The sequence below is a fragment of the Streptomyces sp. genome (genome assembly GCF_019510245.1).
Lineage (GTDB): Bacteria > Actinomycetota > Actinomycetes > Streptomycetales > Streptomycetaceae > Streptomyces.
The window spans coordinates 1-24,216 of record NZ_JAEKKT010000231.1 but is presented as its reverse complement, the minus strand read 5'-3'; the positions used below and the strand labels follow the sequence as shown (position 1 = coordinate 24,216).

Below are 24,216 nucleotides of genomic sequence, written 5' to 3'. Positions count from 1 at the left end.
CCCAGATCGACGTCTACAACATGGGCTGGAAGCTCTACCAGCAGCAGCGCGAGGCCGACGAGAAGCGCCGCAAGCGCGAGCGCGCCAACGCCGAGAAGAAGGCCGCCGCGCTGCACTCGCAGGCCGACAAGATGCGCGCCAAGGCCACCAAGACGGTCGCCGCGCAGAACATGGCCCGCCGCGCCGACAAGCTGCTGGCCGGCCTGGATGCCGTCCGCGTCTCCGACAAGGTCGCCAAGCTGCGTTTCCCGGAGCCGGCACCCTGCGGCAAGACCCCGCTGACCGCCGAGGGCCTGTCGAAGTCGTACGGCTCGCTGGAGATCTTCACCGACGTCGACCTGGCCATCGACAAGGGCTCCCGGGTCGTCATCCTCGGCCTCAACGGCGCCGGCAAGACCACCCTGCTGCGCCTCCTCGGCGGCGTCGAGCAGCCCGACACCGGCGAGGTGATCGAGGGCCACGGCCTCAAGCTCGGCTACTACGCGCAGGAGCACGAGACCCTGGACCCGCAGCGCACGGTCCTGGAGAACATGCGCTCGGCGGCCCCCGACATGGACCTCGTCGAGGTCCGCAAGGTGCTGGGCTCGTTCCTGTTCTCCGGCGACGACGTCGACAAGCCGGCCGGGGTCCTCTCCGGCGGTGAGAAGACCCGTCTCGCCCTCGCCACCCTGGTCGTCTCCTCCGCGAACGTCCTGCTGCTGGACGAGCCCACCAACAACCTCGACCCCGCCAGCCGCGAGGAGATCCTCGGCGCCCTGCGCACCTACAAGGGCGCGGTCGTCCTCGTCACCCACGACGAGGGCGCCGTGGAGGCGCTCCAGCCCGAGCGGATCATCCTGCTGCCCGACGGCGTCGAGGACCTGTGGGGCGCCGACTACGCGGATCTGGTCGCCCTCGCCTGAGCGCCGGTCCCGTCGCCGTCGTTTGATCGAATGCCTGATCCACTGGCTATGGATCATTCGGCCTATCGGTGATCCATCATCTGTGTGAGATCTCCTCGTATCGGGGTGTGTCCTACATCGATGTCGCGGCCGATCCCTTTGTCGACAAGGGATCGGCCGTTTTGCGTGCCTGACCTGGCACTTCACGGAAGAACCCGTTCGGCCGCACGGACAACTCGCTCCGGAATGACAGATTCCGCATGTGGGGATGCGCTCCTGTCGTCACAACGATGTCTCACGGACCTTGCCGAATGGGTGGCCATCGCGCCCCGGAGGGGTGATCATGAGGGGACCAGAGCGCACTTCCCATGAGGAGGCACGGGTGGCCGAGACTCTGAAGAAGGGCAGCCGGGTGACCGGCGCCGCGCGCGACAAGCTCGCGGCAGACCTGAAGAAGAAGTACGACTCCGGTGCGAGCATTCGGGCACTGGCCGAGGAAACCGGCCGCTCGTATGGCTTCGTCCACCGGATGCTCAGCGAGTCGGGTGTCACGCTGCGTGGGCGTGGCGGGGCGACGCGGGGCAAGAAAGCCGCGTCCTGACCTCGGGCGGCCCATCGGCTTCGATGGTGGCCACCCGGTCGGTCGAGTGATCGGCCGGGTGGTTACTGTGCAGTCACTTGGCATGCCGTACGGCAATGCGTGATGACCGCACACATCGGAGGCGCCCCATGGCTTCGCCCGACCAGGACCTCGCTCCTGTTCTCGACAAGGACGGCGTACGGCTCACCGTCGACGACGCGCTCGCCACGGTGACGCTGACCAACCCGGCCAAGCGCAACGCCCAGAGCCCCGCACTGTGGCGGGCGTTGGCAGAGGCCGGGCGGTCGCTGCCGGGGTCGGTCCGGGTCGTCGTGCTGCGCGGTGAGGGGCAGTCCTTCTCCGCGGGCCTCGACCGGCAGATGTTCACGCCGGAGGGGATCCCGGGCGAGCCGACCTTCATCGAACTCGCGCGCCGCGACGACGCCGAACTCGACGCGGCCATCGCCGGATACCAGGAGGCGTTCACCTGGTGGCGGCAGAGCGACATCGTGTCGATCGCCGCCGTGCAGGGGCACGCCATCGGGGCCGGGTTCCAGCTGGCTCTCGCCTGTGACCTGCGCGTCGTCGCGGACGACGTGCAGTTCGCCATGCGCGAGACGAGCCTCGGGCTGGTGCCCGACCTGACCGGTACCCACCCGCTCGTCTCCCTGGTGGGCTACGCCCGCGCGCTGGAGATCTGCGCGACCGGACGCTACGTCCAGGCCGAGGAGGCGGTGGCCTCCGGGCTGGCGAGCGTTGCCGTGCCGGTCGGCGAACTCGACGTGGCGGTACGGGACCTGGCCGCGGCGTTGCTGGCTGCGCCGCGGGACGCGGTGGTGGAGACGAAGGCGCTGCTGCGGGGGGCCGCCGGCCGTACCTACGACGAGCAGCGGGCCGCGGAGCGGCAGGCCCAGGCTCGGCGGCTGCGGGACCTCGCGGGGGTGGGCGAGTAGTTCGTCGCGGGCCGGGGGGCGAGTACGCCGCGGGCCGGTGGTGGCTGGGCGAGAACTCCACCGCGGGCCGGTGGTGGCTGGTCGCGCAGTTCCTCCCCCAGCCTTCGGCCGGGGGTACCCCCAGCGCCCCTTACGGGGCGCTGCAGTTGCTGTCCGCCGGTGGCAGGGCCTCCCTGGACGGGCGCTGCAGTTGCTGTCCGTCGGTAGCAGGGCTTCCCTGGAGGGGCACTTCAGTTGATGGCCGTCACCAGCACGGCGACCGTCGGCTGATCGTCCAGTGTCTCGCCGACCGCCGTACGGACCTGTCGGGCCACCTCCACGGCCCGTGGGCCGGCGGTCAGGGCCACCTCCACCCGCACGTGCCGGCGCGGCAGCGCGGCGTCGAAGTGGACCTCTCGGCTGAGCGCCCCCGTCACCCGGGCCACCCCCGGCACCGCCAGCGCCGCCGCCGTCACCCGGGCCCCTTCGGGATCCGTCCCCTCACGGGCCGTCGGCGGCCGGGGCACGGGTACGGCCTGCGGCTCCGCCGGCACCTCCGCCAGCAGGTCGGTCACCCGCAGGTCCGCCTCGACCACCGCCAGCCCCAGCCGTTCCGTGGCCGCCACAAGTGCCCGGCGCAGCCGGGACGCCGTCGCCGGCAGCGGCTCGGCGGCCGTCGCCGCGAAGTCCGCGGACAGCCGCAGCGGCCCCGGCGGCACCGCCCCGGGCGGCGCCGGTACGACGGCCTCCGCCACCTCCGCCGGATCCGCCGGGGCGATCCGCACCGCGCCCAGCCGCACCCCCGCGACCCCGGCCGCCGCCCGCCGCAGCACCGCGTCCGCCGCCGCCTCCGTGAGCCACGCCCCGTCCTGCGGCCCGCCCAGCGGGAGGAGCCTGCCCAGGCCCAGAAGGTGCCGTACCGTGTCTGTCCGTCGGTCCGCCGTCATTGCTCCAGCCTGCCGCATCTCCGGGGCACGACAGGACATCCGCACGTACCGTGGTCGCAGGACGACGACGGGAAGGGACGCACGGCGATGACCGAGATGGCGGCGGAGCCCGAGAAGGACCCGACGGTACAGACCCGGAAGACCGTCAGGCGCGGCGGCGGCGACCCGGCGACCCGCGGACGGACGACGATCGCCGACGGAGTCGTGGAGAAGATCGCCGGACTGGCGGCCCGGGACGTGGTCGGCGTGCACGCGATGGGCAGCGGCCTCGCCCGCACCTTCGGCGTCGTGCGCGACCGGGTGCCCGGCGGCTCCAAGTCCGTGAGCCGGGGCGTGAAGGCCGAGGTCGGCGAGGTGCAGACCGCGCTGGATCTGGAGATCGTCGTCGACTACGGCGTGTCGATCGCCGACGTGGCCCGCGCGGTCCGGGAGAACGTGATCGCCGCCGTGGAGCGCATGACCGGTCTCGAGGTGGTCGAGGTCAACATCGCGGTGAGTGACGTGAAGCTTCCGGAGGAAGAGGAAGAAGAGCCGGAGTCCCGGCTCCAGTGACCGCTGACGGTGACCGTTGACCGGGACCGCTGAGGGGAGCGCACCATGAGTATGGCCGTCGTCGGCATGATCGCCGGCATGGCGCTTGGCTTCGCCGGGTACTTCGGCGGGTTCGGCGCCTTCCTGCTGGTGGCGGCGCTCGGGGCCATCGGGTTCGTCGTCGGCCGGTTCGCGGAGGGGGACCTCGAACTCGGCGACTTCTTCCGCACCCGTGACGACCGGCGCGACCGCCGGCGATGACCGTCGCGAGCGGTGAGACGCGCGGCGCCCCGCCGGCCGTGGCGCCCGGCGAGCGCGGCGCCCTCCGGATCGCCGACCGGGTGGTGGCGAAGATCGCCGCACAGGCGGCCCGCGAGGCGCTCGGCCCCCTCCCGAAGGACGCCGTACCTCCGCACGCCACCGTGGTCACGCACCATGACACGGCCCGCGTCCGGGTCCACCTCGAACTGGACTACCCGTCCGACATCGGCGGCCGGTGCGCGGCTGTGCGTCGACATGTGGTCGAGCGGGTAGGCGCGTTGGTGGACATGGACGTCCGGGAGGTCGCCGTGCACGTCGAACGGCTGCACCCGGCCCAGACCCAGGGGAGGGCGTGATGAGCACGGAGCAGACACCGGTCATCGAGAAGCCACCGGCACCGCCGGCCGCACCCCCGGCCGGCCACGAGCCCCGCTTCTGGTCCCCGCGCCGTGCCCCCGCCACCCTGGCCGCCGTGCTCGTCCTGGTGACCGCGGGCGCCTTCCTGTACGACATCGCGGCCGTACGGGCCCACCACCCGGCCATGCACTGGCGCCGCGAACTGGCCCGCCAACTTGCCGCCCGGCCTCTCGACGACACCTGGGTCCTGGTGGGAGCGGGCGTCGCCGCCGCCCTCGGCCTGTGGCTGCTGGTCCTGGCCGTCACGCCCGGCCTGCGGGACCTCCTGCCCATGCGACGCCCCCACCCCGACGTCCGCGCCGGGCTGCGCCGTGACGCGGCCGCCCTGCTGCTGCGCGACCGGGCCATGGAGATCTCGGGCGTGCGCCGGGTGCGGGTACGGCTGCACCGGTCCCGCGCCCACGTCCTCGCCGTCTCCCACTTCCGCGAACTCGACGAGGTGCGGGGCGACCTGGAGGCGGCGCTGACCGACGCGATCCACGCCATGGGGCTGGCCCGCCCGCCCGCCCTGACGCTGCACGTGATCCGCCCCGGCCGGAAGGGGTGACGCCGTGCTCGGCACCGTCAACCGTGTCCTGCTCGCCCTCGCGGGCCTCCTGCTCCTCGCCCTCGGCGGCTCGGTCCTGGCCGTCGGCCTCGGCGCCCCGCCCCCGTCCTGGTGGATCCACGACGGCCGCCACGACGTCCTGCTCACCCCGGCCGAACGCACCCACTGGCGCGCCGCGGGCTGGTGGTGGCCGACGGTCCTGGCCGCACTGGCCGTCCTGTTCCTGCTCTCCCTGTGGTGGCTGACCGCCCAACTGCGCCGAGCCCGCCTGACCGAGGTCCTGGTGGACACCGGCGACGGCGAGAACGCGCTGCTGCGCGGCAGGGCCCTGGAGACCGTCCTGGCGACGGACGCGGCCCACCAGGAGGGCGTCTCCCACGCCCAGGCGGTCCTGAGGGGCACACGTACGGCACCGCGGGTACGGGTGTGGCTCCAGCTGGAGCCGGACGTGGCCCCGGAAGCGGCTCTGAGGGACCTGACGAACCAGGCCCTGACACACGCCCGGAACTCGGCGGCGCTGGAGAAGCTCCCCGCAGAGGTCCGACTGACGTCAGTGAAGCACCGTGCAGAGAGGGTCACTTGAAATCGCCGTCCACGGGGGCGCCCCTTTAGGGGCGCTGGGGGTGCCCCCGGCCGAAGGCTGGGGGAGGAACTGCGCGACAGGCCCCCACGCACCCGCGCCCAACGCACCGACCGTCAGAACCCGTGCCTCATCCCCCCATCCACAGGCACCATGATCCCGGTCAGATAGGAAGCGGCCGGCGACAACAAGAACGCCCCGACCCGCCCGAACTCCTCCGGCGTCCCGTACCGCCGCAGCGGAATCCGCGACTCGTGCTCGGCCCGCGTCGCCTCGGGGTCGGCGGACATGGCGTCCAGCTCCCGCACCCGGTCCGTGTCGATCCGGGACGGCAGCAACCCCACCACCCGGATCCCGCGCGGCCCCAGCTCGTCCGCCAGCGACTTGGCGAACCCGGCCAGCCCCGGCCGCAGCCCGTTGGAGATGGTCAGCCCGGGGATCGGCTCGTACACCGACGCGGACAGCACGAACCCGACGACCCCGCCGTCCTCCAACTCGGCCGCCGCCGCGCGGGCGAGCCGTACGGCCCCCAGGAACACCGACTCGAACGCGGCCTGCCACTGCTCGTCCGTGTTGTCGGCGACGAACCCGGCCGGCGGCCCGCCCACGCTCACGAGGATGCCGTCGAACCCCCCGAACCGCTCACGCGCGGTCGCGATCAGCCGCTCCGGCGCGTCCGGGGCCGCGTTGTCGACGGCCACGCCCACCGCGTTCGGCCCCAGCTCGGCCGCCACGTCGGCGGCCCGCTTCTCGTCCCGTCCGGTCACCACGACCTTCGCCCCGTCCGCGACCAGCTCGCGCGCGGCCGCGTGGCCCAGCCCGCGGGTCGCTCCGGTGACGACGTACACCCGGTCCTTCAGCCCAAGATCCATGGTCCCTATCCTGCCTGCTCGCCGTCGAAGAGCGTGAGGGCGGTGTTCACCAGCCCGATGTGACTGAACGCCTGCGGGAAGTTGCCCAGCTGACGCCCGGTCTCCGGGTCGTACTCCTCGGAGAGCAGTCCCACGTCGTTGACGAGGCCCACCAGCCGTTCGAACAGTTTCTTCGCCTCGTCGGTGCGGCCCGTCATGTGCAGCGCGTCGGCGAGCCAGAACGAGCAGGCCAGGAAGGCGCCCTCGCCGCCCGGCATCCCGTCGACACCGATCGCGTCGGTGTCGTAGCGGCGCAGGAACCCGCCGTGGCCCAGGTCGTCGCGGATCGCGTCGACCGTGCCGACCACCCGGGGGTCGTCCGGCGGCAGGAAGCCGACGCGCGGGATCAGCAGCAGGGAGGCGTCGAGTTCGCGCGAGCCGTAGTACTGCGTGAAGGTGTTGCGCTTCGGGTCGTACCCCTTCTCGCACACCTCCCGGTGCACCTCGTCGCGCAGCGCGCGCCACTTCTCCAGCTCGCCCTTGAGCTCCGCGTGGTCCTCCAGGGTCCGTACCGCCCGGTCCGCGGCCACCCACACCAGCACCTTGGAGTGCACGAAGTGGCGGCGGCCGCCGCGCACCTCCCACAGGCCCTCGTCGGGCTGCCGCCAGGCCTTCTCCAGGAATTTCATCAGCGCGCACTGGATGGACCACATGTGCGGCTTGGTGGGCAGGCCGGCGGTGCGGGCCAGCGACAGCGAGTCCATCACTTCGCCGTACACGTCCAGCTGGAGCTGGTCGACGGCGCCGTTGCCGACGCGCACCGGTCGGGAGCCGGCGAAGCCGGGCAGCCAGTCCAGTTCGAACTCGGGCAGCCGGCGCTCGCCCGCGAGGCCGTACATGATCTGCAGGTCCGCCGGGTCGCCGGCGACCGCGCGGACCAGCCAGTCACGCCAGCGCTCGGCCTCCTTGTGATAGCCGGCGGCGAGCAGGGCGCCGAGGGTGAGGGTGGAGTCGCGCAGCCAGCAGAACCGGTAGTCCCAGTTGCGCACCCCGCCCAGTTCCTCGGGCAGCGAGCTGGTGGCCGCGGCGACGATGCCGCCGGTCGGCTCGTAGCTGAGCGCCTTGAGGGTGATCAGGGAGCGTACGACCGTCTCCCGGTGGGGGCCGTGGTAGGTGCAGCGGGCGGTCCACCGCCGCCAGTCGGTGACGCTGGACCGCAGCGCCTGGTACGGGTCCACGAGCGGGGGCCGTCGCTCGTGCGAGGGGTGCCAGGTGAGCACGAACGCGACCCGTTCGCCCTCCGCGACGGTGAACTCCGAGTGCGTGCCGAAGTCCTCGCCCCAGGTCCGCACGGACGGTTCGCTGCGCAGCCACACCGAGTCCGGCCCGGCGACCGCGACCCGGTGGCCGCCGGAACGGCGCATCCACGGGATGACCGAGCCGTAGTCGAAGCGGAGCCGGAGCGTGCTGTGCACGGTGACGCGGCCGCTGACGCCCTCGACGATGCGTACGACGTCCGGCGCGTGCTCGCGCTGGGGCATCAGGTCGGTGACGCGGACCGTGCCCTCGGCGGTCTCCCACTCGGTGTCCAGGACCAGGGTGTCGGGCCGGTAGCCGCGCCGGGTGCAGGTCGTGGCGGATCGGGGGGCGATCCGCCAGTGGCCGTGGTCCTCCTCGCCCAGGAGCCTGGCGAAGCAGGCGGCCGAGTCGAAGCGGGGCAGGCACAGCCAGTCGATCGAGCCGTCCCGGCCGACCAGGGCCGCTGTCTGCTCGTCGCCGATGAGCGCGTAGTCCTCGATGCGTCGGTCCACGGGAGCCGGTTTCCCTGCCGACCAGGGGGCCAATCAGGGGGTGGGCCGGGGGAGTGACACCTTCACACGGTGGCCGGTTCCGCCTCCGCGGCCGTCTCCTGCTCCGCCGCCTCCGCACGGGTGCGTGCCTCGCGGCGGGCCAGGACGAAGAAGCCGTAGGGGACGCCCGCGGCGAACAGCCACCACTGGATCATGTACGCGTAGTTCAGCGGGGCGTCTTCCTTGCCCGGGTCGGAAATCTGTTCCGGGGTGTCGCCCTTGGGCTCGGGTGCCGTCTGCTCGATGTAGCCGCCGAGCACCTGCTTGCCGAGCCGGCGGGCCTGCTCCTCGCTGTTGATCAGCATGACCTGGCGGGCGGGCAGGCCCTTGAGGTCCTTGATGCCGCTCGCCGCGGTGGTCTCGTCGGGCATCAGCCGGCCCTGGACGGTGACCTTGCCGGCCGGTGGCGCCGGGATCTTGGGGAAGGCGGTCTGGCTCGGGCCGTCGGACGGGATCCAGCCCCGGTTGACCAGCAGCACCTTGCCGTCGGTCAGGACGAAGGGGGTGAGAACGTGATAGCCGACCTCGTCGTCGGAGTTGGTGCGGCGGCGGACGACGACCTCGTCGGCGGTGTCGAAGGTGCCGGTCGCGGTGACCGTGTGGTACCGCTCCTTGCGGGTCACGGCGTGCCCCGGCTCGGTCACCTGCTCGACCGGCACCGGCTTGGCACCGAGGGCCTCGGCGACCAGCTGGTTGCGGGCGCTGCGCTCCTCGTACCGGTGCTTCTGCCAGAACCCCAGCCGGATCATCGTCGGGATCAGAAGCAGCGAGATGAGGGTGAGGATCACCCACTGCCGAGTCAACAGGAAGCGGTACACCCCACGACCGTACAACTCGGTCGTGGGGCGCGTTCGGGCGGGTACCGGGTCAGACGCGGTCGACGATGCCCGCCTTCCCGGCCTCGCGGGCGCAGTGGGCGCCGCAGAACCACTGGCTGTCGGCCTCGACGCCCTGGCCGATGATCGAGACCTTGCAGTGCTCGCAGACCGGGGCCATGCGGTGGATCGCGCAGGAGAAGCAGTCGAAGACGTGGACCGCGCCCTGCGCGTGCACCTCGAAGGTCATTCCGTAGTCATTGCCGCAAACTTCACATTTCGCCATGGGCCACAGGGTGGGCGGTCGGCCGCGTGCGGGCGAGCGGGCGCCGGGCGAGTCGTACGGCAATCACCCGTCCGTACGGCCCGGGCCGACGGTGTGCCGCCCGTACGGGCGGTCACTTCTCCGTGGCCGGCGCCACGTCCCGCAGCAGCTGCCCGAAGGCCGCCTCGTCGACGACGGGCGTCCCGAACTGACGGGCCTTGAGGACCTTCGAGGTGCCCGAGTCGGGGTCGTTGGTGACGAGCAGACTGGTGAGCCGCGAGATGCTCGTCGAGACGTGCAGACCGGCCTCGACGGCCCGGTCCTCCAGCAGCTCCCGTTCGACCGAGGTGTCCCCGGAGAACGCCACCCGCATGCCCTGCTTCAGCGGGCTGCCGTCCTCGTACCGCCCCGGGTTCGGGTAGGGGCAGGCCGGCCGCTTGCGGGACGGCCGCCAGCCGCTGGACCGGTAGCCGCCGTGTCCGCCGCTCGCCTGCGGGCCGATCCGGGGCGTGTCCGACCACTCCGTCAGGGGACGGCACTCGAGGAGGGGCAGCCGTACGTTGCCCGCCGCCGCGGCCCGCAGGCTGGGCCGGAAGGCCTCCGCGAGCACGCGCGCGTCGTCCAGCGCGTGGTGCGCCCGCCGCTGGACGACACCGAAGTGCGCCGCCAGCGTCTCCAGTTTGTGGTTCGGCAGCGGCAGGTCCAGCTCCTTGGCGAGCGCGATCGTGCACAGCCGCTGCCGCACCGGGGCCTCGGTCTTCGCGCGCGCGTACTCCCGCGCGATCATCTGCCAGTCGAAGACCGCGTTGTGCGCGACCAGCACCCGGCCGTCCAGCCGGGCCGAGAACTCCTCGGTGATGTCGGTGAAGAGCGGCGCGCCTTCGAGCACCTCGCTCGTCAGTCCGTGGATCCACACGGGACCCGGATCCCGCTCGGGGTTGACCAGCGTGTACCAGTGGTCCTCGACCTCGCCGCGCTCGTCCAGCCGGTAGACGGCCGCGCTGATTATCCGGTCGTCCCGGGCCAGTCCGGTGGTCTCCACGTCGACGACGGCGTACCCCTTGGGATACGCGGCCGGCCACGGGGCGCCTGGGGACACTGCGGTCGTACGGTCTTCGAGCATGGTCATTGAGGATACGGGCCCGGACCGACAGCCCGGCCCGTCAGGTCGCCCGCCGCAGCCGTCCGTTCGAATGTGCTGACGGCCCGTCGCACGGCTGTGGACTTTGTCCTGATTGCCCTTCGCGTGGCTATGGACCTTTTCACCGCCCGGTGCAAGCGTGCACCCCGCCCGGAGCACGGACGGCCGACGGAAGGGCGGTACGGCGGATGGCACGCGTACGGTACGGCGCTCGGACCGGGGCGGAGATCGCGGCCGCGCGCACCACGAGACTCCCCGACGTCTGGTCCACCGGGGTGGTGGCCGTCTGGGAGACCGACCCGGACGCGGTCGCGGCCGTCCTGCCGCCGCCGCTCAAGCCGGCCGGCAGGCCCCTGGCCCGTGTCAGCATCAGCAAGGTCGAACTGCCCGGATACCCGCTCGGCGCGGGCTCGTTCGCGGTCGCCGCCGCGCACGGCGCGGTCGAGGGCTGGTACCCGCTGGTCATGCCGATGACCCACGAACGCGCCCTGACCGGCGGCCGCGAGGTCTTCGGCGAGCCCAAGAAGCTCGGCGAGGTGACCGTCGAGCGGGACGGCTCCCGGGTCCGGGCGGCCCTGGCCCGGCACGGCGTCGTCTTCGTCGAGGTGCGCGGCACGGTCGACGGCCCGCTGCCGCTGCCGGAGCCCGCCCCGAAGACCGACTTCTACTTCAAGTTCCTCCCGGCGGTCGACGGTTCGGGATTCGACGGCGACCCGCTGCTGGTGCACTGCGTACGCGAGGAGAGGATCCGCCGTCTGGAACGCGTCACTGGGGAGGTCGTCCTGCGCGAGTCGGCGTACGACCCGGTCGCCGACCTTCCGGTGCTGCGCCTGCTGGACCTCACCCTCGGCGAGAAGACCAGCGACCAGCGCGGCCGGATCGTCGAACGGGTCGACCCGCAGGCCCTGTTGCCGTACGTCCACCAGCGCTACGACGACCCGCGCCAGATCCACGACGCGCCGCCGGACGAGCGGGAAGGGAGCGGAGCCTGATGGAACTCCGTGCCGGACAGGTCGCCGTCGTCACCGGCGCGGCGAGCGGGATCGGGCTCGCGATGGCCAGGAGGTTCGCCGCCGAGGGCCTGAAGGTGGTCCTCGCCGACGTGGAGCCGGCCGCCCTGGAGAAGGCCGCCGACGGGCTGCGCGCGGAGGGCGCCGACGTGCACGCGCGCGTGGTCGACGTCGGCGTCCGCGAACAGGTCCTGGAGCTGGCCGAGGCGGCCTACGACGCCTACGGCGCGGTGCACGTCCTGTGCAACAACGCCGGGGTCGGCTCGGGCGCCGAGGGCCGGATATGGGAGCACGAACCGAACGACTGGAAGTGGGCGTTCGAGGTCAACGTGTGGGGCGTCTTCCACGGCGTCCAGGCTTTCCTGCCCAGGATGATCAAGTCGGGTCAACCCGGTCATGTGGTCAATACATCCTCCGGCGACGGCGGTATCGCGCCGCTGCCCACGGCTTCCGTGTACGCGGTCACGAAGGCGGCCGTCGTCACGATGACCGAGTCCCTGTACGCCCATCTCAGGGCCGAGCACGCGCGCGTGGGCGCCTCGGTGCTCTTCCCGGGGCCGCACATGCTGCGCACGGGCCTGTGGGAGTCGCACCGCAACCGCCCCGACCGCTATGCCAAGGAACGGCCGCGCCGCACGCCGTACCGCAGTCTCGACCAGTGGGAGGCGGCGATGCGGGCGGCGGGCAAGGAGGTCGCCTTCACGCCCGCGGAGGAGGTCGCCGGGTTCGTGGTGGCGGGCATCCGCGCGGACCGCTTCTGGCTGCTGCCGGCGAGCGAGCACAGCGACGCCCAGATCCGGGCGCGGGCGCGCTCGATGCTGGACCGGACGAACCCCTCGTACCTCGAAAGCTTCATCCTGGACTGAACAGGGGGCAGTGGTGACCACGTACGACGACCCATACCTGATCATCTCCTCCGACTGCCACGCCGGGCTGCCCACCGAGGAGTACCGGCCCTATCTGGACGCCCGGCACCACCGGGACTTCGACGACTTCCTCGCGGGGCAGCAGCGCCGCCGCGAGGAGATGACCCGGCTCGGCATCCGCAACGAGACGTTCGCCGCCAAGTGGTTCCAGGACAACGAGGAAGGGCTGCGCGGGGGCTGGGAGGCCGCCCGGCGCGTGAAGGAGCTGGACGGCGACGGGGTGGCCGCCGAGGTGGTCTTCCCGGATGCCGACGCGGTCGACAGCCGGACCGCCGCGCCCTTCGGCGTCGGCCTCGGCCTGTCCGGGGACCACGACCCGGAGCTGGGCATGGCGGGCGCTCGGGCCCACAACCGCTGGCTCGCGGACTTCGTGTCGGAGCACCCCGAACGGCACTGCGGGGTGGCCCTGTTGCCGGTCACGGCCCCGACGGACCGCGTGGTCGCCGAGGTCTACCGCGCGAAGGAGTCCGGCCTCGGCGCCCTGATGATCCCCGCCATGTGGGTCGACAGGGAGCCCTACCACGACCGCCGTTACGACCCGGTCTGGGCCGCGGCGGCCGAGTGCGGGATGCCGGTCCTCACCCACTCCGGCGCGGCCCCGCGCGACGAGTACGGCGACCACCTCGGTATCTACGTCAGCGAGGTGACGTGGTGGCCGGCCCGCCCGCTGTGGTTCCTGCTCTGGTCCGGCGTCTTCGAACGCCACCCCGGGCTGCGCTTCGGCGTCGCCGAGTCGGGCTGCTGGTGGCTGCCGAACCTGCTCTGGTTCATGGACCGCCTCTACCTCGGTGCCCACGGCGGCAAGAAACTCTCCCCCTTCGAGGAGCTGACCCGCCCGCCGCACGAGTACCTGGACCGGCAGGTCTTCGTCTGCGCCACCAACACCAAGCGCCGCGAACTCGCCCAGCGCTACGAGATCGGCGTCGACAACATCCTCTGGGGCAGCGACTTCCCGCACCCCGAGGGCACCTGGCCCAACACGCGCGCATGGCTGCGCCGCACCTTCCACGACATCCCGGTGACCGAGACCCGCCGGATGCTCGGCCTCGCGGCCGCCGAGGCCTTCGGCTTCGACGTGGACCGCCTGGCCCCGCTCGCCCGGCGCATCGGCCCTACCCCCTCCGAACTCGGCCAGCCGGCCGACCAGGCGGCGGTGGAGGCGTCCTGGGCCCGTTCGCGCGAGGTGGGCCGCCACTGGCTGACCGACAACGACTTCCCGGTCCTGGGGGTGACGTCGTGAACGACGACCGCTACACCGTGATCTCGGCCGACTGCCACGCCGGGGCGGACCTCCTCGACTACCGCCCGTACCTGGAGAAGCGGTACCAGGACGACTTCGACCTGTGGGCGGCGACGTACGTCAACCCGTACGAGGACCTGCTCGCCGACTCGGCGGACCGGAACTGGAACTCCGGGCGGCGGCTCGCGGAGCTGGAGCAGGACGGGATCGTCGCGGAGGTGATCTTCCCGAACACCATCCCGCCGTTCTTCCCGTCCGGCTCGCTCATGGCCCCCGCGCCGACGGCGGACGAGTACGAGCGGCGCTGGGCGGGCCTGCGTGCCCACAACCGCTGGCTCGCCGACTTCTGCGCCGCCGCACCCGGCCGCCGGGCCGGCGTCTTCCAGATCCTCCTCAACGACGTCGAGGAGGCGGTGAAGGAGATCCGCTGGGCGGCCGGGGCCGGCCTGAAGGGCGGCCTGATGCTCCCCGGCACCCCGCCCGGCTCGGGCCTGCCCGAACTGCACGCGCGCGTGTACGACCCGATCTGGGCCGTCTGCGCGGAACTCGGCGTCCCCGTCAACCACCACGCGGGCTCCGCGTCCCCGCCGCTCGGCGACGAACCGGCCGCCCGCGCGGTCTTCATGGTCGAGACGACCTGGTTCTCGCACCGCGCGCTGTGGCACCTGGTCTTCGGCGGCGCCTTCCGCCGCCATCCCGGCCTGAAACTGGTCCTGACCGAACAGGTCTCCGGCTGGATACCCGGGGTCCTGGCCATGCTGGACTACTACCACGGCCGGCTGCTTGCGGCGGCGCAGGCGACGACCGCGGAGGCGAAGTTCGGGGTGGGCCTCGCGGAGTCGATGGGCAGGCCGCCCTCCGAGGTGTGGCACGAGAACTGTTTCGTCGGCGCGAGCTTCATGCGCCCGCACGAGGTGCCGCTGCGCGACCGCATCGGCCTGGACAAGATCATGTGGGGCAGCGACTACCCGCACGACGAGGGCACGTACCCGTACACCAGGGAGGGCCTGCGCTTCGCCTTCGCCGGCGTCCCGCAGGGCGAGCTCGCGGCGATGCTCGGCGGCAACGCGGCCCGCGTGTACGGCTTCGACCTGGACCTCCTGGACCCGATCGCGGCGAAGGTGGGACCGACGGTGGCGGAGATCGCCGAGCCGCTGCCGGACCCTCCGGCGGACGCGACGAGCCCGGTGTTCGCGCGGGGCGCCTCGGTACGGGTCTGGTGACGTCGGTCCGGCGCCCACGGGCCTCGGAGTGCGATCCTCCCTGCTGTGACCGAACCTACGCACGACAACGAGGCCCACGGCGGAGCCCTCGGCTCCCGGCTGAACTGGCTGCGGGCGGCCGTCCTGGGCGCGAACGACGGCATCGTGTCGACGGCGGGCATCGTCGTCGGCGTCGCCGGCGCCACGGCCGACCGCAACGCCCTGCTGACGGCGGGCCTGGCAGGCCTGCTCGCCGGATCCATGTCGATGGCGGCGGGGGAGTACGTCTCGGTGTCCACCCAGCGCGACTCCGAACTCGCCGCACTCGCACAGGAGAAGCGGGAGCTGAAGGAGCAGCCCGAGGCGGAACTGGCGGAACTGACCGAGCTGCTGGAGCGCCGCGGCCTGTCCCGGGAGGTGGCCGGCGAGGCGGCGGTCCAGCTCACGGAACGCGACGCCCTGAAGGCCCACGCGAGCGTGGAACTGGGCATCGACCCCGACCAGCTGACCAGCCCCTGGCACGCGGCCCTCGCCAGCTTCCTGGCGTTCACCGTGGGGGCGCTGCTCCCGCTGCTCGCGATCGTCCTGCCGCCGTCCGGCTGGCGGCTCCCGGTGACGGTGGGCTCGGTGCTGGCGGCGCTGGTCCTGACCGGCTGGGCCAGCGCCCGCCTGGGAGCGGCCGCGGTGGGTCCTGCGGTGCTGCGCAACGTCCTGGGCGGCGCGCTGGCCATGGGGGTCACCTACGCGGCGGGGAGGCTCCTGGGGGCTGCCGGGGTCTAGCGCATTGGCGGAGATCGCCAACAAGCAAGCGCATACCGCCGTTCATACTTGTGGGTAACAACGTCTAGCCGCGGTCGACGGGCGGTTCTACGGTGCCCCCATGCCGAACCTGCCCGATGTCGTGCTGTGGTCGATACCCGCCTTCGTGCTGCTCACCGTGATCGAGGTGATCAGCTACCGCATCCATCCCGACGACGATGCCGCCGGGTACCAGGCCAAGGACGCGGCCACCAGCATCGGCATGGGGCTCGGGTCGCTCGTCTTCGACTTCGTGTGGAAGATCCCGATCGTCGCGATCTACACGGCGGTCTACGAACTGACTCCGCTGCGCGTCCCCGTCCTGTGGTGGACGGTCCCCCTGATGCTGCTCGCGCAGGACTTCTTCTACTACTGGTCCCACCGCGGCCACCATGTCATCCGCATCCTGTGGGCCTGCCACGTCGTCCACCACTCGAGCAAGAAGTTCAACCTCTCCACCGCGCTGCGCCAGCCCTGGACCTCGCTGACCGTCTGGCCGTTCTACGTCCCGCTGGTGGCCGTGGGGGTGCATCCCGCCGCGCTCGCCTTCTGCTCCTCGGCCAACCTCGTCTACCAGTTCTGGATCCACACCGAGCGCATCGACAAGATGCCCCGGTGGTTCGAGTTCGTCTTCAACACGCCGTCCCACCACCGCGTCCACCACGCCTCCCAGGGCGGCTACCTGGACCGCAACTTCGGCGGGATCCTGATCATCTGGGACCGGCTGTTCGGCTCGTGGGTGCCGGAGACCGAGCGGCCCGTGTACGGGTTGACCAAGAACATCAACACGTTCAACCCGGTCAAGGTGGCCACCCACGAGTACGTCGCCATCGCCAAGGACATCAGGGCCGCGCGCAGCTGGCGGGAGCGGGCCGGGCGGGTGTTCCGGGGACCGGGCTGGGCGCCGGCGCCGGCCGTGGAGCAGGCCGAGGAGTCCGTGGCCGCGTGAGAGCGTCTCGGGCGCTGCTCGCCGCCTTCGCCCTCGCCGTCGTCCTCGACCTCGCCTTCCTGGCCGCCGGCGTCCGTACCGGGCATGCCGTCGCCAAGGTGCTCCTGATGCCCCTGCTCGCCGCGTCCGCCGCCCGCGCGGGCGCCCCACGGCTCCTCGTCGCCGCCCTGCTGTGCGGCTGGGGCGGCGACGTCCTGCTCCTCTCCGACGCCGGCCCCGCCTTCATGGCGGGCATGGCCTCCTTCGCCGCCGGACACGTCTGCTATCTCGTCCTCTTCCGCCGCCAGGGCCCGCCGCACGCGCGCGCCGGTCTCCTCGCCTTCGCCTACGCGGCCGCCCTCGTCGCCCTGGTCGTCCTGCTCTGGCCGGACCTGCCGGGCGGCCTGCGCGTCCCCGTGGCCGGCTACAGCACGCTGCTCACCGCCATGGCGTACACCGCCGCCGCCCGGCTCGGCCCGCTCGCCGGGCTCGGCGGCGCGCTCTTCATGCTCTCCGACACGCTGATCGCGACCGGCGTCGCCGACTGGCCGCAGCTGCCACGACCCGACTTCTGGATCATGCTCACCTACGCGGCGGCCCAGTTCCTGCTGGTCCGCGGCACCCTCGACGCGCGCCCCGCACCGGCCACGGCGTACCGTGAAGTGCGCTCGACCACCCCCTGAGCGCATCCACGCCACCGCACGAGAAGGACCCTCGCCATGCGCGCCACCACCATCCACGCCCCGTTCGACATGCGCGTGGAGGACGTGCCCGAGCCCGTGGTGCAGCTGCCCACCGACGCCGTCGTACGGGTGCTGCGCGCCTGCATCTGCGGCAGCGACCTGTGGGCGTACCGTGGCGAGTCGGCCCGGCAGCCGGGGCAGCGCATCGGCCACGAGTTCCTCGGCGTGGTCGAGGAGACCGGGTCCGAGGTGGGCACCGTACGGCGCGGCGACCTCGTGGTCGCCCCCTTCATGTGGTCCGACGGCGTCTGCGACTACTGCCGCGAGGGCCTGACCACGTCCTGCGAGCACGGCGGCTTCTGGGGCTCCGTGGGGTACGACGGCGGCCAGGGCGAGGCCGTGCGGGTCCCGTTCGCCGACGGCACCCTGGTCCAGCTGCCCAAGGACGCCGCCTCCGACGACCACCTGCTGTCCGCCCTTCTCACCCTCTCCGACGTGCTCGGCACCGGCCACCACGCGGCCCTCGGCGCGGGCGCCCGGCCCGGTGCAACGGTCGCCGTCGTCGGGGACGGCGCGGTCGGCCTGTGCGCCGTCCTGGCCGCCAAGCGGCTGGGCGCCGAGCGGATCATCGCGCTCGGCCGGCACGAGGTGCGCACCGACATCGCGCGCCGCTTCGGCGCCACCGACGTCGTCGCCGAACGCGGGGACGCGGCCGTGGCCGCCGTGCGCGAACTCACCCGGGGCCAGGGCGCGCACGCCGTCGTCGAGGCCGTGGGCACCGAGCAGTCGATGCGGACGGCCGTCGACATCACCCGTGACGGCGGCGCGATCGGCTTCGTCGGCGTCCCGCACGGCAGCGGCACCGGCCTGGACCTCGGCGTCATGTTCGACCGGAACATCGCCCTGCGCGGCGGTGTCGCCCCGGTCCGCGCCTACATCCCCGACCTGCTGCCCGACGTCCTCGACGGCACGGTCGACCCGTCGCCGGTCTTCGACCTCACCGTCGGCATCGAGGGCGTGCCCGACGGCTACAAGGCGATGGACGAGCGCACCGCCCTGAAGGTGCTCGTCACCAACGGCTGACGGGTCACGTCCACCTGATCGGCAGCGGCAGCGCCGTCAGCAGCCCCGACACCGCGACCACCACCCCCAGCACGGCCACCTCGGCCCGCGCGGGAACGTACGCGGTCAGCGGGTCGGCCGCCCGGCGCAGCCGGAACCTGGCCCACAGCGCGAGCACGGCGACGGCGGCGACGAGGATCACCTTGGCCAGCAGGGTGCGCCCGTACGCCGTCGTCGTCAGCTGGTCCAGGACCGTGTCCGGGGGCATCCGCCGCAGCGAACTCCACACGCCCGTCGCGGTGATGGCCGCGAGCAGTACGGCCGCCACGCGCGCGTAGAGCCCGAGCAGCGCCGCCCCGGCCTGCCGGCCGCGCCAGCGGCGCAGCATGCGCAGCGCGTGCAGCAGACCGCCCACCCACAGCGCCGCGCACGTCAGATGCGCCAGGGTCAGCGCGGAGCCGAGGAGCGGATCGTGCTCGGGCGCCGGATGGGCGCGCAGCGCCTCGGCGGCGGCCACCGCCACCAACGGCCACGCCTGGGCCGCCGGGCGGCGCGAGCGGGCGCACAGACCGGCCAGCAGAAAGGCGTTGACCTCGATCAGCGCCAGCCTGCCGTCGCGCGACCGGTACAGGCCGCCCACGTCGATGTCGGCGAGGGAGCGTGGCACCAGGTTGCCCGTCGACACGACCGACGCGAGCCCCAGCGCGGCGACGAAACCGGCACCGGCCGCGAACACCGTCCAGCTCGGCGGCCGTTCGGGCGGCGGGTCCGGCAGCCGGCGGGCCAGCCGGTCCACGAACAGCTCACCCGCCGGCACGCACAGCGCGGCGAACAGCACCCCGCGCAGCAGGGCGATACCGCCCACCCCGGGCGCCGCGGCCTCCCCGGTGCCCCGCAGTGCGACGGACGGCCCGAGCAGCGGTACCAGCGCGGCCACCGCCGCCAGCACCAGGACGGCGACGGCCCGGGAGGTCCCGAGGCGTCTCGCGGGGCCGCTCGCGGCCACCTCGGCGATCGGTCGTGTCAACGGCCCCCCTGAGCTCCACCGGCCAAGACAGAAGCGGGCAAGTACAGGAAAACAGCTGACGGAACGGCATACCACCCATTCATACGTTTCCGGCCACCCTGCCGTGCGCGGTCAGGTCCGGCGAGCCGGGTGTGCCCCCTCCTTCGGTCCGGGCGACTGCGCCCAACGCGGAGCATCCGACCCCCACGGCACCGGCGGCCGCGCCCAGTCGGCCGGTCCGCCCGCGAAGGACAACGGCGGACGTGAGTACCGCAGCCGCCCCAGCGCGCTGTCCGTCTCGGCGAGCCAGGCGTCCGGGCCCTGGTACGGCTCACCGGTCTCGGGGCCCGGTTCCAGCTCCTGCGTGAGCCACCGCGCCGTCCGCGCCAGAGCCAGCCGTACGAACCGGCTGCCCCCGTCGTACGACTGCTCGGTCAGTGCCCGCAGCACGCCGGCCGCCAGCAGATACCCGGTGCCGTGGTCCAGCGCCTGCGCCGGCAGCGCGCCCGGCCGGTCCGGCGCGCCCTCGGTCACCGCGATGCCGGTGGCGACCTGGACCAGGCTGTCGAAGCCCCGCCGTCCGCCCCACGGCCCGTACGCGCCCCACGCCGACACCTGGGCCACGACCAGCCCGGGCCGCCGCTCGGCCAGCGCCTCGGGGGAGAGCCCGAACCGCTCCAGGGCGCCCGGCCGGTAGCCGGTGACCACCACGTCCGCCGAGCCCAGCAGCTCCTCGAAGGCCGCCCGGTCCGTCGTCAGGCCGAGCTTCGCCGAGCGCTTCCCGAAGCCCGTGTCGGCGTGCTGGTCGGGGAGTTCGGGCAGCCACGGCGCGTCCAGGCGCAGGACGTCGGCGCCCAGCAGTCCGAGGGTGCGGGTGGCGACCGGCCCGGCGAGGACCCGGGTCAGGTCCAGTACGCGCAGGCCGGCAGCGGGCAGCAGGGGAGCGGTGCCGGCGTCGAGCGGGGGAAGCACACGGGCGTGGCCGGTGTCCACGCGGTCGCGATCGACCAGCGGCCGCGCGGCCACCGCGGCCGCCTGCTCGTGCCCGGCCCACTGACCGGGCGAGCGCAGCGCCACGGCGAGCCCGCCGGCACCGTAAACCGCGTCCTCCACGTCCAGCGCGGGCAGCTCGGACATCCTGGCCGCGACCTCCTCCGGGGAGGCACTCTCCGGCAGGCCGAGCGCACCCAGCAACCGAGCTCTGTGGTGGGGGTAGTTGGCGTGCGTGCGCACCCACCCGTCCGCCGTACGCCAGAACCTGGACAGCGGGGCGAACTGCACGGGTGCCCGCCCGTCGACCAGCAGGTGGCGCTCGCTGGTGAACGCCGTCGCCACGGCCCCGTCGTCCACCCGGACCCCGGGTACCTCCGCGACCCCGGTCCGCCGGGCCCCGAGCTCGGCGGCGGCCAGCGCGCACACGCCGACGCAGGCGCGGGCGAGCTGCCGCACCGGAAGGTGCGCCGGGAGCGTGCCCGTGCGCGTCACGGTCGTGACCCGCGCGGGCAGCGACGGATCGCCGCCCAGCGCGGACCACGCGTAGTTGATTCCAGTCATGACTGCACTATGCATTATTGACCGGATCAATATGTGGGCTCCGGACTGGCCGGGTTACCTGGTCACAGCCGCCAGCGCGTCGGCGGTGCCCCAGCCGTAGAAGCCGTTGTGGTTCCTGGAGCCCTCGCACACCGCGTCGACCTTGCCGTCGCCGTTGATGTCGTACGGGTCGGTGCACGGCGTGGCGGTCGCCTCGGCGTACAGCAGGGCCTTCACCAGGGCGGCGGAGGCGTGCGGATGGGTTGACTTGATCAATGCGGCGACGCCGACGACGTGCGGGGTCGCCATCGACGTACCGGCCATGTAGCCCCATTTGCCGCCCGGCAGCGGGCCCAGGATCAGGCCGCTGGTGGCAGGGGGCTCCGGCGCCTGGTAGGCCGTCGAGTCGCCGCCCGGCGCGGCGATGTCGATGACTCCGAGGCCGTAGTTGGAGAACGACGACTTGAGGCCCTTCGCGCCGGTCGCCGCGACCGTGACCACACCCGGCAGCTGGGTCGGGATGTCGAAGCAGTTGTGCGGGTCGATCACCCGGTCGACGGGCGTGCCGTCGTTCGGCGAGACCGGGTCGGTGATCGAGTGCGAGGCCAGATCGTAGCTCTCGTTGCCGGCCGCCGCGACGTTGACCGTGCCCTTGTGTTCCGCGAACTGAGAGGCCCGGGTGATGGCGTCGACGAGCGCCTTCTGGTTCGGGTCGTCGGTGCAGTTGAAGTACCAGGGGTCGGTGTAATAGCTGTTGTTGGTCACGTCGATGTGGTGCTCGGCCGCCCACACGAAGCCGCAGACCACGGCCTCCGTGTAGAAGTACCCGGCGGTGGTGGCGACCTTGATGCCGGCCACCTTGACGCCGGGCGCCACACCGGTGATGCCGATCCCGTTCTTGGCGCCCGCGATCTCGCCCGCCACATGCGTGCCGTGCGGGCTCTCCGCCGCGGTGGGCCGCCAGGCCCCGTAGGTCGTGTCCGGCTTGCCCGAGACGCAGTTGGTGGACTGCGCGGCGGAGAAGTTGGGGGCGATGTCCGGGTGGGTGTCGTCGACGCCCGTGTCGATGACGGCGACGGTGACCTTCGAACTGCCCAGCGTCTTCTCGTGCGCCTTGTCCGCCTTGATGGCGGGCAGGTCCCACTGCAGCGGCTCCAGCGGGTCCTGCCCGTCGGTCGCCCGGGCGTCCGCCGCCGCGACCTGCTCGGAGCTGAGCACCTCCGGTGTGCCCACGTCGGTGGTCGACTGGGCGGGCAGCGGCGCGTTGCGGGTGTTCCCGGCCGAGTCCACACCGGGCACCTTGCGGATGATCACGGCGAAGTCCGGGTTCGAGGAGTGGACGACGATCACGCCGATCTCGTCGTACGCGATCACCACCGAACCGCCGGCCTGCACGATCGCCTTCTGGACGCGTTCGGAAGTGCGGTGTCCGGGACGGACGTTGACGACGTAGCTGAGGGACGCCGGGTCACCGGCGGCGGCCGTCGACGCGGCGGCGGCCGTGGAGACGCCGGTCTCGGCCGCGGACGCCGAGATGTTGGGCAGGAAGGCGAGGGCCGTGGCCATGGCCATGCCGAGCGGGAGCGCGAGGACGCGGCGGTGGCGTGACTGGGGCGCGGTCATCTGAGGTCTCCAGTTCGTTCGCGGAACGGGCGTGCCGTGCGGAAGTCCTGCTCTGAGGGGCCTACTTGACCGCGCGGAGCGCGTCGACGACACCGGAGCCGTAGAAGCCGTTGACGTGCTTGCCGCCCACGCAGGTGGCGTCGACGACGCCGTCGCCGTCCCCGTCGTACGGGCCGGCCGGGCAGCCCGGGTTGTCCGCCTCGGCCTTCAGGAGAGCCAGCAACCGGGCCGGAGTGGCGTGCCGGTGCGTCGACTTCAGGAGCGCGGCGACCGCGGCCACGTGCGGGGCCGCCATGGAGGTGCCCTGGAGGAAGCCGTACTGGTCGTTCGGCAGGGTGGACAGGATGCGGCCGTTCTTCGACGGCGTGTCCGGGATCTGGTACTTGTCCCCGCCCGGGCCCGCCACGTCGATGACGCCCCGGCCGTAGCTGGAGTAGTACGACTTCGCGTCGTTGACGCCGACCGCGCTCACGGTGACCACGCCGGGCAGCTGGGTCGGCACGTCGAAGCACTCGTGCGGGTCGACCGTCCGCGTGGTGGCCGTCGAGTCGTCCGGGCTGGAGGTGTCCGTGAGGGCGTGCGAGTCGAGGTCGTCGTTGGAGTTGCCGGCCGAGGCCACGTTGAGCGTGCCCTTGCGCTGGGCGTACAGCTGTGCCCTGTTGACCGCGTCGACGATGGCACGTTGATCGGGGTCGTCCATGCAGTTGTACAGCCACGGATCGACGTAGTAGCTGTTGTTGGTGATCTCGATGCCGTGGTCGGCGGCGAAGACGAAGGCGCAGACCACGCTCTCCGGGTAGAACAGCTGCGTCGTGTCCGGCTGGGCCACCGTGATGCTCGCGACCTTCACGCCCGGTGCCACCCCGGCCACACCTATCCCGTTGCGGGCCGCGGCTATCTCACCGGCGACGTGGGTGCCGTGGTAGTGGTCGGCGTCCACCGGCCGCCAGGCGCCGTACGTCGTGTCCGCCTTGCCGCTCACGCAGTTGGCCGACTGCGCGGCGGAGAAGTTCGGGGCGATGTCGGGGTGGGTGTCGTCGACGCCCGTGTCGATGATGCCGACGGTCACCGAGCGGCTCCCCGGATTGATCGCGGCGGCCTTGTCGGCGCCGATCGTCCGCAGGTCCCACTGGTCGGCCTCGAGAGGCTCCTGACCCGCCGTCGCCCGCCGCTCGGCCTGCGCGGCCTCCGCCTTGGACAGCACCTGCACGGCGCCCTCGTCCGTGGTCCCCGCCGCGCTCAGCGCGGCCGTCCGGGTCGCGCCGGCCGACTGCACCCCGCGCACCGCCCGCAGGGCCGTGCCGAAGTCCGGGTTCGCCGAGTGCACGACGATCACGCCGATCTTGTCGTACGTCGCGATGATCGTGCCGCCGTTGCGGGTGATCGCCCGCTGTACCGACTCGATCGTGCGATGGTCCGTCCTGGTGTTGACGACGTAGGCCAGGTTCGGCCCGTCCGCCGAGTGTGTCGCCGGGGCGGGCAGCGGGACCGCGGAGGCCGCCGTCGGCAGGAGGCCGAGCGAGGCGGTCAGCGACAGGACGACCGGGACGGCGAGCGCCAGCCCGCGTCTGGAACGCAGATGAGCCATGGGGTCTCCACATCATCCG

26 protein-coding genes are annotated in these 24,216 nt (G+C 72.6%); 16 read left to right on the top strand and 10 right to left on the bottom strand.

All coding sequences use genetic code 11. The annotated features are described in order from the left end of the window. The 3 genes from JF597_RS45425 to JF597_RS45415 all read left to right on the top strand — a co-directional run. Nucleotides 1-902, top strand: a 902-nt coding sequence (locus JF597_RS45425; RefSeq protein WP_294010899.1) for an ATP-binding cassette domain-containing protein, incomplete at its 5' end; no start/stop codon positions are given. Nucleotides 903-1,263: 361 nt separating this feature from the next. Then, the gene (locus JF597_RS45420) at nt 1,264-1,482 is read left to right on the top strand and encodes a helix-turn-helix domain-containing protein (protein WP_046727957.1); all 219 of its coding nucleotides are present in this window, start codon (nt 1,264-1,266) and stop codon (nt 1,480-1,482) included. 128 nt (nt 1,483-1,610) lie between these two features. After that, the gene (locus JF597_RS45415; RefSeq protein WP_294010896.1) at nt 1,611-2,414 is read left to right on the top strand and encodes an enoyl-CoA hydratase/isomerase family protein; all 804 of its coding nucleotides are present in this window, start codon (nt 1,611-1,613) and stop codon (nt 2,412-2,414) included. A 230-nt stretch (nt 2,415-2,644) separates the two neighbouring features. Here JF597_RS45415 and JF597_RS45410 read toward each other — a convergent pair whose 3' ends face one another. After that, nucleotides 2,645-3,340, bottom strand: a complete 696-nt coding sequence (locus JF597_RS45410) for a nucleopolyhedrovirus P10 family protein (protein ID WP_294010894.1) — start codon at nt 3,338-3,340, stop codon at nt 2,645-2,647. Nucleotides 3,341-3,427: 87 nt separating this feature from the next. Here JF597_RS45410 and JF597_RS45405 point away from each other — a divergent pair, with 87 nt between their 5' ends. Genes JF597_RS45405 through amaP form a run of 5 tightly spaced genes read left to right on the top strand, consistent with a single transcriptional unit; the run spans nt 3,428 to nt 5,679 of the window. Continuing rightward, nucleotides 3,428-3,892: an Asp23/Gls24 family envelope stress response protein gene (locus tag JF597_RS45405; protein ID WP_089101589.1), complete on the top strand. Its 465-nt coding sequence runs from the start codon at nt 3,428-3,430 to the stop codon at nt 3,890-3,892. 45 nt (nt 3,893-3,937) lie between these two features. Then, entirely contained in the window at nt 3,938-4,132 is a 195-nt protein-coding gene (locus JF597_RS45400; protein WP_053654947.1) for a hypothetical protein, read from the top strand. Then, a complete protein-coding gene (locus tag JF597_RS45395; protein ID WP_294010887.1) occupies nt 4,129-4,488 on the top strand; it encodes a hypothetical protein in 360 nt (119 codons plus the stop codon). The genes JF597_RS45400 and JF597_RS45395 overlap by 4 nt, the downstream gene beginning before the upstream one ends. Beyond that, nucleotides 4,488-5,096, top strand: coding sequence for a DUF6286 domain-containing protein (locus JF597_RS45390; protein ID WP_294010885.1), 609 nt, complete (start codon nt 4,488-4,490; stop codon nt 5,094-5,096). The genes JF597_RS45395 and JF597_RS45390 overlap by 1 nt, the downstream gene beginning before the upstream one ends. Nucleotides 5,097-5,100: 4 nt before the next feature. Next, nucleotides 5,101-5,679, top strand: coding sequence for an alkaline shock response membrane anchor protein AmaP (amaP, locus tag JF597_RS45385; RefSeq protein WP_294010883.1), 579 nt, complete (start codon nt 5,101-5,103; stop codon nt 5,677-5,679). Nucleotides 5,680-5,792: 113 nt separating this feature from the next. On the opposite strand, the gene JF597_RS45380 is transcribed toward amaP, so the two are convergent. From JF597_RS45380 to JF597_RS45360, 5 genes are all read right to left on the bottom strand, one after another. Continuing rightward, nucleotides 5,793-6,548 carry an SDR family oxidoreductase gene (locus JF597_RS45380; protein ID WP_294010881.1) on the bottom strand — a complete coding sequence of 252 codons (756 nt, stop codon included), beginning with the start codon at nt 6,546-6,548 and terminating at the stop codon, nt 5,793-5,795. A 5-nt stretch (nt 6,549-6,553) separates the two neighbouring features. Beyond that, nucleotides 6,554-8,371 carry a glycoside hydrolase family 15 protein gene (locus tag JF597_RS45375; RefSeq protein WP_294010879.1) on the bottom strand — a complete coding sequence of 606 codons (1,818 nt, stop codon included), beginning with the start codon at nt 8,369-8,371 and terminating at the stop codon, nt 6,554-6,556. Nucleotides 8,372-8,400: 29 nt separating this feature from the next. Then, nucleotides 8,401-9,195, bottom strand: a complete 795-nt coding sequence (locus JF597_RS45370) for an SURF1 family protein (protein ID WP_294010877.1) — start codon at nt 9,193-9,195, stop codon at nt 8,401-8,403. A gap of 49 nt (nt 9,196-9,244) precedes the next feature. After that, nucleotides 9,245-9,478, bottom strand: a complete 234-nt coding sequence (locus JF597_RS45365; protein WP_294010875.1) for a hypothetical protein — start codon at nt 9,476-9,478, stop codon at nt 9,245-9,247. Between the two features lie 112 nt (nt 9,479-9,590). Next, nucleotides 9,591-10,580, bottom strand: coding sequence for a DEDDh family exonuclease (locus tag JF597_RS45360; RefSeq protein WP_294010873.1), 990 nt, complete (start codon nt 10,578-10,580; stop codon nt 9,591-9,593). Between the two features lie 206 nt (nt 10,581-10,786). On the opposite strand from JF597_RS45360, the gene JF597_RS45355 reads away from it, so the two are divergent. From JF597_RS45355 to JF597_RS45320, 8 genes are all read left to right on the top strand, one after another. Continuing rightward, nucleotides 10,787-11,590 (top strand): acetoacetate decarboxylase family protein, encoded by an 804-nt coding sequence (locus tag JF597_RS45355; protein WP_294010871.1) that lies wholly within the window; start codon nt 10,787-10,789, stop codon nt 11,588-11,590. After that, nucleotides 11,590-12,474 (top strand): SDR family NAD(P)-dependent oxidoreductase, encoded by an 885-nt coding sequence (locus tag JF597_RS45350; protein WP_294010869.1) that lies wholly within the window; start codon nt 11,590-11,592, stop codon nt 12,472-12,474. Before JF597_RS45355 ends, JF597_RS45350 begins: the two co-directional genes overlap by 1 nt. A gap of 13 nt (nt 12,475-12,487) precedes the next feature. Beyond that, entirely contained in the window at nt 12,488-13,774 is a 1,287-nt protein-coding gene (locus JF597_RS45345; protein WP_294010867.1) for an amidohydrolase family protein, read from the top strand. Beyond that, the gene (locus tag JF597_RS45340; protein ID WP_294010865.1) at nt 13,771-14,997 is read left to right on the top strand and encodes an amidohydrolase family protein; all 1,227 of its coding nucleotides are present in this window, start codon (nt 13,771-13,773) and stop codon (nt 14,995-14,997) included. The genes JF597_RS45345 and JF597_RS45340 overlap by 4 nt, the downstream gene beginning before the upstream one ends. Nucleotides 14,998-15,042: 45 nt before the next feature. Continuing rightward, nucleotides 15,043-15,756 (top strand): VIT family protein, encoded by a 714-nt coding sequence (locus tag JF597_RS45335; protein ID WP_294010863.1) that lies wholly within the window; start codon nt 15,043-15,045, stop codon nt 15,754-15,756. Nucleotides 15,757-15,856: 100 nt separating this feature from the next. After that, a complete protein-coding gene (locus JF597_RS45330) occupies nt 15,857-16,723 on the top strand; it encodes a sterol desaturase family protein (protein WP_294010861.1) in 867 nt (288 codons plus the stop codon). Next, on the top strand, nt 16,720-17,385 hold the full coding sequence (locus tag JF597_RS45325) for a lysoplasmalogenase (protein WP_294010859.1): 666 nt from the start codon (nt 16,720-16,722) through the stop codon (nt 17,383-17,385). Before JF597_RS45330 ends, JF597_RS45325 begins: the two co-directional genes overlap by 4 nt. A gap of 36 nt (nt 17,386-17,421) precedes the next feature. Continuing rightward, nucleotides 17,422-18,468, top strand: coding sequence for a zinc-dependent alcohol dehydrogenase family protein (locus JF597_RS45320; RefSeq protein ID WP_294010857.1), 1,047 nt, complete (start codon nt 17,422-17,424; stop codon nt 18,466-18,468). A gap of 4 nt (nt 18,469-18,472) precedes the next feature. Here JF597_RS45320 and JF597_RS45315 read toward each other — a convergent pair whose 3' ends face one another. From JF597_RS45315 to JF597_RS45300, 4 genes are all read right to left on the bottom strand, one after another. Further along, on the bottom strand, nt 18,473-19,474 hold the full coding sequence (locus JF597_RS45315; protein ID WP_294010855.1) for a CopD family protein: 1,002 nt from the start codon (nt 19,472-19,474) through the stop codon (nt 18,473-18,475). A gap of 111 nt (nt 19,475-19,585) precedes the next feature. Then, nucleotides 19,586-21,007 (bottom strand): CoA transferase, encoded by a 1,422-nt coding sequence (locus tag JF597_RS45310; RefSeq protein ID WP_294010853.1) that lies wholly within the window; start codon nt 21,005-21,007, stop codon nt 19,586-19,588. 54 nt (nt 21,008-21,061) lie between these two features. Further along, nucleotides 21,062-22,609 carry a S8 family serine peptidase gene (locus JF597_RS45305; RefSeq protein ID WP_294010851.1) on the bottom strand — a complete coding sequence of 516 codons (1,548 nt, stop codon included), beginning with the start codon at nt 22,607-22,609 and terminating at the stop codon, nt 21,062-21,064. Nucleotides 22,610-22,670: 61 nt separating this feature from the next. Continuing rightward, nucleotides 22,671-24,197 (bottom strand): S8 family serine peptidase, encoded by a 1,527-nt coding sequence (locus JF597_RS45300; protein ID WP_294010849.1) that lies wholly within the window; start codon nt 24,195-24,197, stop codon nt 22,671-22,673. Nucleotides 24,198-24,216: the final 19 nt, after the last annotated feature.

What these genes read in the sequence shown, in the direction of transcription:
- JF597_RS45415 (WP_294010896.1), top strand. Translation starts at nt 1,611, where the DNA reads ATGGCTTCGCCCGACCAGGACCTCGCTCCTGTTCTCGACAAGGACGGC.
- JF597_RS45410 (WP_294010894.1), bottom strand. Translation starts at nt 3,340, where the DNA reads ATGACGGCGGACCGACGGACAGACACGGTACGGCACCTTCTGGGCCTG.
- JF597_RS45405 (WP_089101589.1), top strand. Translation starts at nt 3,428, where the DNA reads ATGACCGAGATGGCGGCGGAGCCCGAGAAGGACCCGACGGTACAGACC.
- JF597_RS45400 (WP_053654947.1), top strand. Translation starts at nt 3,938, where the DNA reads ATGAGTATGGCCGTCGTCGGCATGATCGCCGGCATGGCGCTTGGCTTC.
- JF597_RS45395 (WP_294010887.1), top strand. Translation starts at nt 4,129, where the DNA reads ATGACCGTCGCGAGCGGTGAGACGCGCGGCGCCCCGCCGGCCGTGGCG.
- JF597_RS45390 (WP_294010885.1), top strand. Translation starts at nt 4,488, where the DNA reads ATGAGCACGGAGCAGACACCGGTCATCGAGAAGCCACCGGCACCGCCG.
- JF597_RS45380 (WP_294010881.1), bottom strand. Translation starts at nt 6,548, where the DNA reads ATGGATCTTGGGCTGAAGGACCGGGTGTACGTCGTCACCGGAGCGACC.
- JF597_RS45365 (WP_294010875.1), bottom strand. Translation starts at nt 9,478, where the DNA reads ATGGCGAAATGTGAAGTTTGCGGCAATGACTACGGAATGACCTTCGAG.
- JF597_RS45360 (WP_294010873.1), bottom strand. Translation starts at nt 10,580, where the DNA reads ATGCTCGAAGACCGTACGACCGCAGTGTCCCCAGGCGCCCCGTGGCCG.
- JF597_RS45355 (WP_294010871.1), top strand. Translation starts at nt 10,787, where the DNA reads ATGGCACGCGTACGGTACGGCGCTCGGACCGGGGCGGAGATCGCGGCC.
- JF597_RS45350 (WP_294010869.1), top strand. Translation starts at nt 11,590, where the DNA reads ATGGAACTCCGTGCCGGACAGGTCGCCGTCGTCACCGGCGCGGCGAGC.
- JF597_RS45330 (WP_294010861.1), top strand. Translation starts at nt 15,857, where the DNA reads ATGCCGAACCTGCCCGATGTCGTGCTGTGGTCGATACCCGCCTTCGTG.
- JF597_RS45320 (WP_294010857.1), top strand. Translation starts at nt 17,422, where the DNA reads ATGCGCGCCACCACCATCCACGCCCCGTTCGACATGCGCGTGGAGGAC.
- JF597_RS45310 (WP_294010853.1), bottom strand. Translation starts at nt 21,007, where the DNA reads ATGACTGGAATCAACTACGCGTGGTCCGCGCTGGGCGGCGATCCGTCG.
- JF597_RS45305 (WP_294010851.1), bottom strand. Translation starts at nt 22,609, where the DNA reads ATGACCGCGCCCCAGTCACGCCACCGCCGCGTCCTCGCGCTCCCGCTC.
- JF597_RS45300 (WP_294010849.1), bottom strand. Translation starts at nt 24,197, where the DNA reads ATGGCTCATCTGCGTTCCAGACGCGGGCTGGCGCTCGCCGTCCCGGTC.